The sequence below is a fragment of the Streptomyces aureus genome (assembly GCF_000725495.1).
Classification (GTDB): Bacteria; Actinomycetota; Actinomycetes; order Streptomycetales; family Streptomycetaceae; genus Streptomyces; species Streptomyces aureus_B.
The window spans coordinates 19633-32289 of sequence record NZ_JNZD01000026.1; the positions used below are offsets into that span (position 1 = coordinate 19633).

Genomic DNA, 12657 nt, shown 5'->3' on the forward strand with positions numbered 1-12657 from the left:
TGCCCGTATGACGCTTGCACCGATGGCCGCCGTGTGGAAGGAACTGGGCGGGGACCCGGAGCTGCTCTCCGGGGTCTCGACCGTGGCGCGCGCGGGGACGCTCGAATCCAGCCTCCCTGTAAGGGAGTTGGCGCGAGCCTGCGTGGGCGCCTGCGCGTTGGCGGCAGCCGAGCTCGGGGCCCTGCGGGCCGGGCTCGCGTGGGTGCCGGGGGTGGGCGTGGACGACGGCGCCGTCGCCACGGCCTTCGTCAGCGAACGGCATCTGCGGATCGACGGGCGGGCTCCCGTCAGCTTCGCCCCGCTGTCCCGGTTCTGGCGGACAGCGGACGGCTGGGTGCGGACGCACGCCAACTATCCCCATCACCGGGCCCGGCTGCTGGCCGCGCTCGGCGCCCCGGACGACGCGTGCGCCGAGGACGTGGCCGCCCTGCTCGGCGGACGGTCCGCGCGGGAGGTCGAGGAGAGCGTGTACGCCGCCGGCGGGCTGGCGGTCGCGCTGCGCACGCGGGAGGAGTGGGCCGCGCACGACCAGGGCCTCGCGCTGGCGGAGCGCCCGCTGATCGAGTGGGACGGGCCGGGCGGGCGGGGCGGACCCGCCGAGCCGGGCGGGACGGCAGGCGGGACGGCGGGCTGGCGCCCGCGGGGGCTCGGGCCGCTGTCCGGCGGCGGTCCGCTGCTGCCCGCGGCCGGGGTGCGCGTCCTGGACCTGACCCGGGTCATCGCGGGCCCGGTCGCCACGCGCACGCTGGCCCTGCTGGGCGCCGACGTGCTCCGCGTCGACGGACCGCGGCTGCCCGAGGACCCCGACGCGCACGCCGACACGGGCTTCGGCAAGCGCTCGGCGGTCCTGGACCTGGAGTCCGGCCGACGCGACCTCGACGAGCTGCTGGCCTCGGCCGACGTGGTCGTCACCGGGTACCGGCCGGGCTCGCTGGACCGCTTCGGGCTCTCCCCCGAGGCGCTGGCCGAACGCAGGCCGGACCTGGTCGTGGCGCAGGTGTCGGCGTGGGGGACGTACGGGCCCTGGGGCGGGCGCCGGGGCTTCGACAGCCTGGTGCAGGTGGCCACCGGGATCGCGGCGGCCGAGGGATCACCGGAGCGGCCGGGCGCGCTGCCGGCGCAGGCCCTCGACCACGGCACCGGGTACCTGCTGGCGGCGGCCGTGCTGCGGGCCCTGACCGAGCGGGAGCGGTCGGGCCGCGGCCGCGTCGTACGACTGGCGCTCGCGCGCACGGCGTTGTGGCTGACGGACGGGATCGGGCGCCGGGAGGGCCCGGGCGCGGCGCCGGACACCGTGCGGGGAAGGCCGGCCGCGGCACCGGGCCCCTCTCACCGCCCTTCGCCGCCGCTCGCGGCAGGGGAACCGGACACGGGGCCCGCGTCTTCGGCCCGGGAAGGGGGCACCGGCCCGGACACCCCGGCGGCGGAACCCGGTTCCGTACCGGACGCCTCGGCGGGAGAGCCGTACGGCCGCCCGGATGCCTGGCTGGCCGAGCGGAGCGGTCCGCTCGGGGTCGTCCGCCACGCCCTGCCGCCCGTCTCCTTCGCGGGCGGCCCCGTCGACTGGTCCCGTCCGCCGGGCCGCTGGGGGACGGACCCCGCGCGGTGGGCGTGAGGGGACGGGACGCACGGCGGCCCCGGAGAGCGGGGCCGCCGGGCGCACTCCGGGTCAGCCGGTGACGAGGACCTTCAGCGCGGTCCGCTCGTCCATCGCCTTGTAGCCCTCGGGCACGCCCTCCAGGCCGACCGTCATGTCGAAGACCGGCGACGGGTCGATGGTGCCGTCGAGGACGTCGGGCATCAGCTCGGGGATGTACGCGCGCACCGGCGCGACCCCGCCGCGCAGGGCGATGTTCCGGTCGAACATGACGCCGAGGTCGAGGCCCGTGCCGCTGCCGTGGGGCACGCCGACGAAGCCGATGGCGCCGCCGTCGCGGGTGATGTTCACCGCCGTGCTCATGGACTGCTCGGTGCCGACCGCCTCGACGACGCAGTGGGCGCCCTGGCCGCCGGTCAGCGCGCGGACGGCCTCGATCGCCGCCTCGCCGCGCTCGGCGACGACGTCCGTGGCGCCGAAGCGGCGCGCGATGTCGGTGCGGACCTCGTGACGGCCGAGCGCGATGATCCGGTCGGCGCCGAGCCGCTTGGCCGCGAGGACGGCGCACAGCCCGACGGCCCCGTCGCCCACCACGGCGACGGTGGAGCCCTTGCGGACCCCGGCGCCGAGGGCCGCGTGGTGGCCGGTGCCGAGGACGTCGGACAGGGTCAGCAGCGCGGACAGCAGGTGGTCGTCGGAGGCCGCCTCCTTGGGCAGCTGAACGAGCGTGCCGTCGGCGAAGGGGACGCGCACGGCCTCGCCCTGGCCGCCGTCGTAGCCGACGGAGCCCCAGAAGCCGCCGTGCACGCACGACGTGGTGAGCCCGTCACGGCAGTAGTCGCAGACGCCGTCGGACCACATGAACGGCGCCACGACCAGGTCGCCGCGGCGCACACCGCTCACCTCGGAGCCGGTCTCCTCGACGATGCCGAGGAACTCGTGCCCGATGCGCTGGCCGGGCTGCCGGGCCGCCTCGCCGCGGTACGCCCACAGGTCGCTGCCGCAGATGCAGGACCGCAGCACCCGCACGATCGCGTCGGTGGGCAGCTGCACCATGGGTTCTGGCACGTCCTCCACACGCATGTCGAACGGGGCGTGGATGGTGGTGGCGCGCATGGCGAGGATCCCTCTCGTGGAGCGTCTGTGAGATGCGCTCAGGGGGTGGTTGAGCGCATCTCACCGTACGCCGCCACGGTCGGGCGTCGCGCGGCGAGGGGGCCGAGCACGCCTCGGACCAGCAGGAACTGGGCCACGATGTACGTGAGCATGATCCAAAAGGCGGCCTTCGGCAGCTGCGGCCAGTCGGCCACACCGGTGGCGATCAGCGTGTCCGACAGCATGAAGAGGACCCCGCCGAGCGCCGCGACGGGCCCGAGGCGCGTGGCCCCGTACGCCATCGCGGTCAGCAGCAGGCTGTAGCCGGCGACCGGGACGCGCAGCCCGGCCGGCAGGCCGGGCCACAGCAGCACGACGAGGGCGACCAGGGCGGTGGCGTACCCGAGGACGAGCCGCGCGTCGCGGACACGTGCCGTCCGGCGGAACAGCACGAGGTAGCACACGTGCCCCGCCGCGAAGCAGGCCATGCCGGCGAGGAAGGCGGGGCCCGCGTCGGACAGGAGCGCCAGGTCGCCGCACCAGCCGAGGAGCAGGGCCGCGAGGAGCAGCCGGGGCGCGCCGCGCACACCGGCGTACGCGGCGAGCAGCGGCATCAGGAACGCCTTGGCGACCCGGTGCGCGGGGTCGTACCCGGCGAGCAGCGAGAGGACGTCGACGGCCGCCGCCAGCGCGAAGCAGACGAGCAGGACGCGCGCGGATCGAGGGCTCACGCGACGGGCTCCGTGACGGCCGGGGCACCGGCGGCCGCGGGCGGCGCGGGCTGCCAGCCGGGCCCGCCGAAGAGTCGTCCGGCGCGCTCGCGCCAGGTGGCGGCCGCGCGCACGTCCCGGGCGATGGCGGTGTACTCGTGGGTGGCCACGCGCAGCGGGTTGTACGTGGTGATGTTCTTGGTGAGCCCGTAGACGGGCCGCTCGGTCTCCGCGACGAACGAGCCGAAGAGCCGGTCCCAGACGATGAGGATGCCGCCGAAGTTGCGGTCCAGGTAGCCGCCCTGGGAGGCGTGGTGGACACGGTGGTGGGAGGGCGTGTTGAAGGCGAACTCGAACCATCGGGGCATCTTGTCGATGCGCTCGGTGTGGATCCAGAACTGGTAGACGAGGCTGACGCCCGAGCAGAACGCGAGCGCGGCCGGGTGCACCCCGACGGCCACCATCGGGAGGTAGAAGGGCCAGGACGTCCAGCCGGTCCAGGGCTGGCGCAGGGCGGTGGTGAGGTTGAACTTCCTGCTGGAGTGGTGCACGACGTGGCAGGCCCACAGGAGGCGGATCACGTGGTGGCCGCGGTGGGACCAGTAGTAGAAGAAGTCCTGGGCGAGCAGCATCGGCGGGATCGTCCACCACAGGACCGGCACCCGCAGCGGGGTCAGTTCGTAGACCACCGAGTAGACCGCGACGATCGGGATCTTCCAGAGGGCGTCGAAGAACAGGCTGCCGAGCCCCATGCCGAGGCTCGTGGCGGCGTCCTTCTTCTCGTACCCCGCGGCGTCGTCGTCCGGATGGAGGCGGACGCTCACCATCTCGATGACGGCGAGGACGATGAAGGCGGGGATCGACCACAGCACGACGGGGGGCAGGTTCGGCATGGGTGAACCGTAGATGCGCTGGTCGGCCGCGTACAGATGCTGTTACCGATAAGTATGACCGGGGGTACGCGCTTGCTTCTTGGCGATCTCCGCCAAGAGGTGCCGCGCATCCGGCCGGGTGCTCACACTCCGGCCGCTCCGAGCAGGGCGCCGGCCGCGTAGGTGACCGCCATGGCGAGCGCTCCCCCGCCGGTGTTGCGCAGCACCGCACGCCGAGGGTCCGCCGCGCCCAGCCGGGCGCTGCTCCAGCCGGTGAGGGCGAGCGCGGCGAGCACCGAGACCACGGTGACGGTGAGCCGCCACGAGGCCGGCGGCAGCACGATGGCCAGCAGGGGGAGCAGGGCTCCGGCGGTGAAGGCGAGGAAACTGGCCCAGGCCGCGTGCCACGGGTTGGTCAGGTCGTCGGGGTTGATGCCGAGTTCCACGGAGGCGTGGGCCCGCAGGGCGTCCCGCTCGGTGAGCTGTTCGGCCGCGTCGCGGGCCACCTCCCGGGACAGGCCCCGCTGTTCGAGGAGTCCGGTCAGCTCCTCCAGTTCGGCCTCGGGCCGCTCCCTGAGCTCCCGCTTCTCCGTGGCGAGCGCCGCCAGTTCGGAGTCACGCTGGGTGGAGACCGACACGTACTCGCCCGCCGCCATGGACATCGACCCGGCGAGCAGGCCGGCGATGCCCGCGGTGAACAGCGCGGCGCGGTCGCCGGTGGCGCCGGCCACGCCGACGACGAGGCCCGCGGTGGAGACGATGCCGTCGTTGGCGCCGAGGACGGCGGCCCGCAGCCAGTTCAGCCGCGAGCCGAGGGTGCCGCCGTGGGCCTCGCCGTGATCGCCGTCCCGGCCGTCGCGGGGCCTGCCCCCGTCGCCGTCCCGGCCGTCGTCACGGGGCCGGTCCCGGTCGCCTTCCGGGCGGTCGTCGCGGGCCTCGCCGTGATCGGGGTCCTCGTCGTGATCGTGGTCCTCGTCGTGCGTCGGTTCCGTCACACGGGGAGGATCGCACCCGGGGCGGCGCGCGGGACGCACCGACCCGGTGTTCACCACACGCGCACGGAGCCTCCCCTCGCGAACACCGGGCTCGTCGCGTCAGCGGGCGGGGTGTCCAGGGGTTCGGCGATCTCGGCCACGGTGGGTCCCACCTTGGCGGCGATCCCGTCGAGCTGGGCCAGGTCGAAGCCGTAGACGCGGGCCGCGTTGCCGCCGACCATGGCGGCGACCTCCGCACGCGGCAGGCCCGCGTAGGCGAAGCGCAGTCCCTCGCGGGTGTAGGGGTGGGTGCCCTCGTCGTGCGGGTAGTCGCTGCCCCACATGATCTTGTCGAGGCCGATGCGTCCGCGCAGCGGGACCTCGTGCGGGCGCATGAAGCTGGCGCCGACGAAGCAGTGCTCGCGCCAGACCTCGGAGGGGCGCTCGCCCATGGTCGCGGCCAGCCCCGCGCCGAACTTGGACTCGGCCGTGGACGCCCGGCCCGCCGCCGCGACGAGCCGCCCGTGGTAGTAGTCCAGCATGTCGAGCACTCCGGGGATCCAGCCCGAGCCCTGCTCGGTCAGCACCAGTCTCAGGCCGGGGTGGCGGCGGAACGCCCCGCCGAACACCAGGTGCCACAGCGCCCGGTGCGAGAACCAGGTGGTCTCCACCATGTAGACCGCGCGGGCCGCCGGTTCGTCGCCGAGCGGCGGCGAGGCGGAGCCCGCGTGGTGGTTCACCGGGACGCCCAGCTCGGCGCAGGCCGCCCAGATCGGGTCGTACGTCCGCGAGTACAGCTCGGGCAGGCCCGAACCGGGGGGTGTGCCGGGCAGCAGGAGCCCGCCCTTCAGGCCCGCCTCCGCCGACCGGTGGATCTCCCCGACCGCCGCGTCGACGTCGTTCAGAAGGATCTGGAAGACACCCGCGCGCCGGCCGGGCGCCGCCGCGCAGAAGTCGGCGAGCCAGCGGTTGTGGGCCCGCAGCCCGGCCCAGCGCCGCTCGAACTCCGCCACCGTCGGGGCGGGTGCCATGAGGGAGCCCGAGGGGAAGAACGGCGGGATGGTGTTGGGGAAGACGACCTCCGCGACGATCCCGTCCTCCTCCAGCTCGGCGAGGCGCCGCGCGGAGTTCCAGTTCCGGTCGGCGGTGTCGGCGAGCAGGTCCTCGTACGGGTTGACGTAGCCGGCCGCCCAGGCGTCGAAGTCGTCGTGGAACCGGCGCTCCAGGTACGGCCTGTAGTCGAGGAGGTCGGCGCCCGCGTGGCAGTCGGCGGAGACGACGGTGTAGCGCTCCTCGGCACCCGTGCCCTCCGCTCCCGTGCCCTCCGCTCCCGTGCCCTCCGCTCCCGTGCTCCCGGCTCCCGGGCTCCCTGCACCCGGGCCTCCCGCACCCGCACCCGCGGGGTTCCCGGCGCTCACGGGCTCACTCCGAGCACGGGGAAGTCGTGGTCCGTCAGCCAGTGGCGGCCGACCTCGCGCGAGCGCGCCCAGGACGCCTCGACCGCCGTCTGGTCCGCGTCCTGGCCCAGTTCGGCCGGGGTCGGGCCGATCCGACGGGCCAGCGGGGCGAGCGCGCCGACGTCGAAGCCGAACACCTCCGCCGCCGCGAGGCCGAGCATGCGACGGGTCTCGGCGACCGGGATGTCGTGGAAGGTCCGCGCCAGCCACGCCCTGGTGTCGGGCCAGGTGCCCTCGGGGTGCGGGAAGTCGCTGCCCCACAGGATGTTGTCGACGCCGATCTCGTAGCGCTGGGCCAGCTCGCGGCGCTTGGTGTTGGTCGCGCAGACGAACACCTGCCGGTCCAGGTACTCGTGCGGGGGCCGCCTCAGCTCGGCGAACGGTGACAGCTTCTTGCCGCCGTGCGCGCCGAGGTAGAGCCGGTCCATGAACCACAGCAGGTTGGGCAGCCACCAGCAGCCCGACTCGGCGACACCGAACCGGAGTCCGGGGTGGCGTTCGAAGACCCCGGACCAGAGCAGGAACCACAGCGGCCGGGCGGGCCACCAGGTCACCTCGGAGACGTAGATGCCCAGGTGGTCGCCGTACTCGTGGCGCGGGGCCGCGCCGGAGTGGGTGAGGACGGGCATCGCGCACTCGGCGGCCGCCGCCCACACGGGGTCGTAACGGCGGTCGTGGTAGGGCTCCTTGTCGACCCACATGGAGGGGATCATGAGCGCGCCGAGGCCCGACTCCTTGGCGCGGTGCACCTCGGCGACGACCTCGCCGGTCTCCCCGGTGACGGGCAGCAGGGCGACCCCGCAGTGCCGTTCGGGGTGTTCGGAGACGAAGTCGGCGAGCCAGCGGTTGTGGGCCCGCGCGCCCGCCATGCCGAGCGCGGGGTCCTGGTCGCCGGAGAGGCCGAGGCCCACGCCGAACGGGGCCGCGGTGCGGCTGTCCACGGCGTCCGCGTCGGGGAAGACGACCTCGGCCGCCACCCCGTCGCCGTCCAGCTCCTTCAGGCGCTGCGCGGAGTCCCAGCCGCCGCGCAGGCCCTCCTCGTTGTCCTGGAACCACTTGTCGGCGAACGCCTCGTTGCGGATGCCCAGGCGGTTCATCTCCTCGCGGCGCCGGCCCTGGCCCGCGAGGAACTCGTCGAACTCCCGGTGGAACCGGGTGTCCAGATAGGGCCGGTACTCCTCGGTGGGGAGCCCGGCGTGGCAGTCGGAGGAGATGATCAGATACGGGTCCTGTTCGGTCACCGCGCCCCCTCAGTCGAGGATGAAGCTTTCCAGGTAGGACGGATCGGCCCGGTCGAGCATCGACCGCGACCGGGCCCGGATCTGCCGGTCGCTGTGCTCGCTCTCGGGCAGCAGCCAGAAGCGGCCGGCGCCGATCCCCTCGGCGACGAGGTCGGCGACCTCCTCGACCGGGGTGAACCGCACCTCGTGGCCCGCCTCGTTCATCGCGGCCTCCCACTGGGCGAGGCTGCGGTACGGGGTCCTGCGGGGCCGTTCCTTCGCGTACCGCCCTGGCCGGTTGCGGTGCGACTCCCACAGGCCCGTACGGAGCATGTGCGGCCCGGGGAACAGCACGGAGGCGCCCACGCGCGCGTGCTCCGCCTTCAGATGGGCGTACAGCGACTCGGTCAGCGTCACCACGGCCGCCTTGGTGACGGCGTACACGGAGGCGGTGGGCAGCGGGGCGATCCCGCCGTCGCCGGAGGACGTGTTGACGACATGGCCGGGTTCGCCGCCCGCCAGCATCCGGGGCACGAACGCCTGGACGCCGTGGAAGACGCCCCACACGTTGACCGCGAAGGCCCACTTCCAGTCGTTCGGGTCGTGCTCCCACATCCGGCCCTCGGCTCCGGAGCCGACCCCGGCGTTGTTGCACAGGACGTGCACGGCGCCGCAGGTGGCGTACACGTCCTCGGCGAGCGCGAGGACCTCGGAGCGCTCGGAGACGTCCACCACGCGCGCGTGGACGTCGGCGCCCTCCTCGCGCAGTTCCCCGGCCGCCTTCTCCAGCGCGGCCTCCTCGACGTCGGCGAGGACCACCGTCAGGCCGTCCGCCGCGAACCTCCGGGCCATCGCGAGCCCGATGCCGCTCGCCGCGCCGGTGACGACGGCGACCTGTCCCGCGCGCAGTTCCATCAGGCGCTCCCCTCGGGCGGCCCGTCGAGGATCTGCCGGGGATCGTCGTAGCGCTGGTGGATGTACGGCAACAGGGCCTGCGCGCCGACGCGTTCGGCGACCCTGCCCCGCTGGGCCGAGGTCTTCTCGCCGAAGGTGATCTCCACCAGCCGCCGCACGGGCAGGTCGGCGACCGGGTCGTACATCGACTCGCGCAGGAGGACGTCCCCGGTGACCCGTTCCAGTCTCCGGACCTTCTCGTCCCGCAGGCAGTGCACGAGGACCGGGTCCGCGTCGAAGCCCGAACCGTCCACCGCGGGAAGGAACTTGAAGTAGAAGTCCGTCCTCTGCGCCGGCTCCGGCAGGGGCAGGGTGCCGCTCACCGCTCCGCGCACCTCGACGAAGGCGATGCCGTGCCGGGCGAGCACGCCCCGCACGACGAGGCCGTCGCGCTCGACGGTCACCTCGCCGAGCTTCTTGGGCTCGCCGAACACCTCACGGCCGCCGATCAGGGCCCGCTCGTGGGTCATCGGCATGACCAGCGGATACCAGCCCTCGACGTCCCCGTGCGCCGCGGCGACGGCGAACGAGCCCGCGCCCAGGGGGTATCCGGGCAGGTCGACCTTGCTGACGGTGACCCGCACCAGGGGCCGGGCGACGGGTTTCAGCGGGGGCGGCAGCACCGCCGCGACCGCGTCCGGGTCGCTCTCCCAGACGGCGGTCACCCCCGTGGACCAGATGTCGGGGAGCCGGGAACCCGCGGTGCGCGAGGCGGTGATCTCCGCCTCCGTGCGCGCGCCGTACCTCACTCGTGCCATGTCCGTACCGCCCTTCGTAGGCGCTACCTGCTGGGGCGCGCAGCACGCTTGCACCGCCGGGGTGAAAGGTCCATAGCCGTGCGCGGTCCGGGATCCGCCGGTCCTGTGCCGTGACGGGACGGCCGTCCCCCGGGTCCCGGAAATAATCGGTGGCCCCACGGACGGCGTCCTGCCTAGACTCACCGCTCGCGGGGGCGGCTCCGCAAGCGTGCTTCCTTCTCACTTTCTGACACCCGTAGCGCGCTCACTCTCCGCCCCGCCTCACCCACCTTTTCCGGCTCCCGGGGGATTTCCGCTTGTCCGTACTGTCGTCCGTGCTGCTCCGCCGCCTGCGAACCGTCTATGTCGACCAGGCCGGGCCACGGCCGGGGGACCCGGCGACGACGGAGGGCCTGGCCGCCCTGGAGGCCGAACTGCTCGACCGGGGATTCGCCCCGGCGGCACCATTGCGCGCCGCGCTCGCCTGGCTCGGCCCGACGGGACTCGCGGACGCGGGCGGCACACTGATCCGGCAGCTCGACGCGGAACTGGGCGCCGACCGCACCCATATGCCGCTGTTCCGCAGCTTCCCGGCGTCGGTGCCCGACGACACCTTCCAGCTCTACGTGGACCGGGTCTTCACCCTGCTGCTGCAGTGGCCCGCGCAGCCGTGCGTCCTGTGCGCCACCGTCGGCACCGTGCATCCCGTGTCGCCGTGCGCCCATCTGGTGTGCCGCTCCTGCTGGGACGGCGGCGACTACGCCGGCTGCCCCCTGTGCCACCGCCGGATCGACCCCTCGGACCCGTTCCTGAAGCCCGCCCCGCCCCGGGTCCCGCGCGAACTGTCCGTCGGGCCGCTGAAGTTGCTGGCGCTCGGCACCGACCTGCGGGGCGACACGATCACGGCACTGCTCCGTCTCCTGGCCCGCAGGACGCCCCTCCCGCCGCAGGACCGGGACGACGTGAAGCTGCTCCTGGCGCACGCGCCGACCGTCCTGGACTGGTTTCCCGGGGACGTCCCGGTCCGCGAGACGAAGGCGCTGGCGCTCGGGATGCTCCTGCTGGACCGGCGCACGCGCGCTGCCGTGCGCCCGCTGCTCGCCGCGCACCTCACCACGGCCACCGACGTGCTGCGGCTGCTCCAGGTCTGGTCCGGCGGCGAGGCCGATCTGATCGAGCCGCGTCCCTTCCGCACGCTCCCCCGCCCGCTGCGCCGCGAACTCCTCGCCGTCCTGGACGGGTTCGAGGCGTCCTCGCTGGTCGAGGACGTCCTGCGGCATCCGGTCGCGTGGAAGCGCGCCGCGCAGATCCTGCACCCGCACGAGCACCACGAGCGGCATCCGAAGGCCGCCCTCGCCTTCGCGGTGCTGCGCGGCACCGACACCTCCGCCACGCCGCTCGGTGAGGCCCTGCTGCGCACGGCGGCCGAGCACCCGGAGGCGGTCCGTGTCGACGGCTCCCGGATCAAGCCGGACTCCTGGGGCGCGCACACCGAACAGGCGCTGCGCGAGCGGGACCTGCCCCGCGCGCTCGGCCTGCTCGCCGGGCGGCCGGGCGAACTGCTGCGCAGACTCGACCACTTGCTACGCCTGGACGCGCTCGAGGAGCTGCCCGAGGGGTTCTCCGACACCTTGCGACGGGTGCTGCCGAAGGCCGGTCCCGGGCCGCTGCTCGCGGCCCTCGGCCGGCTGCGCGTGCGTCATCTCCCGGGCGAGCGGCGGGTGTTCTTCCCGCGCGGCCGGGTGACCCGCTCCTTCACCCTGGACGACACCCGGGCCCCGCTGGCCGAGGCGGTCACCGAGGCGGTCTGCGCGCTGCTGGAGGAGGAGGCCGTGCGCCGGCTGTCGTCCGCCCCGCGCTTCGACCTCGCCGTCCTCGACGCGGAGCTCTCGGGCCTGGCCGTCCCCTCCGTCGAACGCGCTTCGGCGAAGGCGCTGGTCTCGGTGCCGCGGGGCAGCAGCCAGCCGCTCCCGGAGGGGGAGGTCCTGCGTCTCTTCCTGCACTGGACGCAGCCCTCGAAGGTCCAGGTCGACCTCGATCTGTCGGTCGCCCTGTACGACGAGGACTGGACGTACGTCGGGTTGTGCGACTACACGAACCTGGTCCACGGGGAGCGCGCCGCCGTCCACTCCGGGGACCTGACCTCGGCCCCGGCGCCCGACGGCGCCACCGAGTACGTGGACCTGGACCTCGCGGCCCTCTCGGGCGGCCCGGTGCGCTTCGCCGTGCCCATCGTCTTCAGCTTCAACGACATCGCCTTCGAGCACCTGCTCGACGCCTTCGCCGGCTTCATGGCGCTGCCCTCGAAGGACGGGCGTGACGCCTTCTACGACCCCCGCACGGTGCGTCAGCGCTACGACCTGGAGGGCGACTCGCGCATCCACGTCCCGCTGCTCGTCGACCTGGAGCGCCGTTCGTTCCTGTGGACCGATCTGCATCTGCCGTCGTCCGAGGGCTTCCACAGCGTGTACCGGCACAGCGCCGACCTCGGGCGCGTCGGCCGGGACCTGTTCCGGTACTACACCACGGGCCGTACGACCCTGTGGGACCTCGGGGTGTGGCACGCGGCGGCCCGGACCGACGAGGTCGTGGTGGTCCGGCGCATGCCGTGGACCGGCGAACTGTGGCACTACACGCGCCGGGAGGGCGAGACGGACGTGGCCTTCGCCACCCGGATCCGGGCCCTGGAGCCCCCCGAGTGGAGACGGCCGGCGGAGGATCCGGAGGGGACGGCCGCCGCGGCCGCGGCGAAGAAGCACGTGCTGCTCGCCCTGGTGCACGGCGGGATCGCCCCCGAGGGCGCGAGCGGCGCCCTGTACCGGCTGCTGCCCGGACCGGCCGACGGCTGCGGTCTGACGCCGCTGACGGCCGGGGACCTGGTGGCGGCGCTCGGCTGAGGGGGTCAACGACCCGGCCTCCGGGACCCGTTGCCGGGCCGGTGCTCGCGGGGCCCCTCGGCGGACCCCCGGGACCCGGGGGCGGGGAGCGCGGAGGGCCGGTGCCGGGACGGCGGGGGCCGGGATGTCGGCCCGGGCCCGTAT

General features: G+C 74.3%; 10 protein-coding genes. 2 read left to right on the top strand and 8 right to left on the bottom strand.

Translation table 11 applies throughout. The features are described from left to right. Positions 1 to 7: 7 nt before the first annotated feature. A complete protein-coding gene (locus tag IO36_RS27725; RefSeq protein ID WP_051901006.1) occupies positions 8 to 1615 on the top strand; it encodes a CoA transferase in 1608 nt (535 codons plus the stop codon). A 54-nt stretch (positions 1616 to 1669) separates the two neighbouring features. On the opposite strand, the gene IO36_RS27730 is transcribed toward IO36_RS27725, so the two are convergent. From IO36_RS27730 to IO36_RS27765, 8 genes are all read right to left on the bottom strand, one after another. After that, positions 1670 to 2713 (bottom strand): zinc-dependent alcohol dehydrogenase family protein, encoded by a 1044-nt coding sequence (locus IO36_RS27730; protein WP_037623759.1) that lies wholly within the window; start codon positions 2711 to 2713, stop codon positions 1670 to 1672. A gap of 38 nt (positions 2714 to 2751) precedes the next feature. Beyond that, positions 2752 to 3423, bottom strand: coding sequence for a lysoplasmalogenase (locus tag IO36_RS27735; RefSeq protein ID WP_037623761.1), 672 nt, complete (start codon positions 3421 to 3423; stop codon positions 2752 to 2754). Continuing rightward, positions 3420 to 4295, bottom strand: coding sequence for a sterol desaturase family protein (locus IO36_RS27740; RefSeq protein WP_037623762.1), 876 nt, complete (start codon positions 4293 to 4295; stop codon positions 3420 to 3422). The genes IO36_RS27735 and IO36_RS27740 overlap by 4 nt, the downstream gene beginning before the upstream one ends. Before the next feature lie 122 nt (positions 4296 to 4417). Continuing rightward, positions 4418 to 5077 carry a VIT1/CCC1 transporter family protein gene (locus IO36_RS27745; protein ID WP_051901009.1) on the bottom strand — a complete coding sequence of 220 codons (660 nt, stop codon included), beginning with the start codon at positions 5075 to 5077 and terminating at the stop codon, positions 4418 to 4420. Positions 5078 to 5319: 242 nt separating this feature from the next. Beyond that, complete coding sequence (locus IO36_RS27750; RefSeq protein ID WP_078943476.1) at positions 5320 to 6666, bottom strand: amidohydrolase family protein; 1347 nt, start codon at positions 6664 to 6666, stop codon at positions 5320 to 5322. Beyond that, positions 6663 to 7946 carry an amidohydrolase family protein gene (locus tag IO36_RS27755; RefSeq protein ID WP_037623764.1) on the bottom strand — a complete coding sequence of 428 codons (1284 nt, stop codon included), beginning with the start codon at positions 7944 to 7946 and terminating at the stop codon, positions 6663 to 6665. The genes IO36_RS27750 and IO36_RS27755 overlap by 4 nt, the downstream gene beginning before the upstream one ends. 9 nt (positions 7947 to 7955) lie before the next feature. Further along, a complete protein-coding gene (locus IO36_RS27760; protein WP_037623766.1) occupies positions 7956 to 8840 on the bottom strand; it encodes an SDR family NAD(P)-dependent oxidoreductase in 885 nt (294 codons plus the stop codon). Continuing rightward, positions 8840 to 9637: an acetoacetate decarboxylase family protein gene (locus tag IO36_RS27765; RefSeq protein ID WP_037623767.1), complete on the bottom strand. Its 798-nt coding sequence runs from the start codon at positions 9635 to 9637 to the stop codon at positions 8840 to 8842. Before IO36_RS27765 ends, IO36_RS27760 begins: the two co-directional genes overlap by 1 nt. Before the next feature lie 296 nt (positions 9638 to 9933). On the opposite strand from IO36_RS27765, the gene IO36_RS27770 reads away from it, so the two are divergent. After that, positions 9934 to 12513 carry an MXAN_6230/SCO0854 family RING domain-containing protein gene (locus tag IO36_RS27770; RefSeq protein ID WP_037623768.1) on the top strand — a complete coding sequence of 860 codons (2580 nt, stop codon included), beginning with the start codon at positions 9934 to 9936 and terminating at the stop codon, positions 12511 to 12513. The last annotated feature ends 144 nt before the right edge of the window (positions 12514 to 12657 follow it).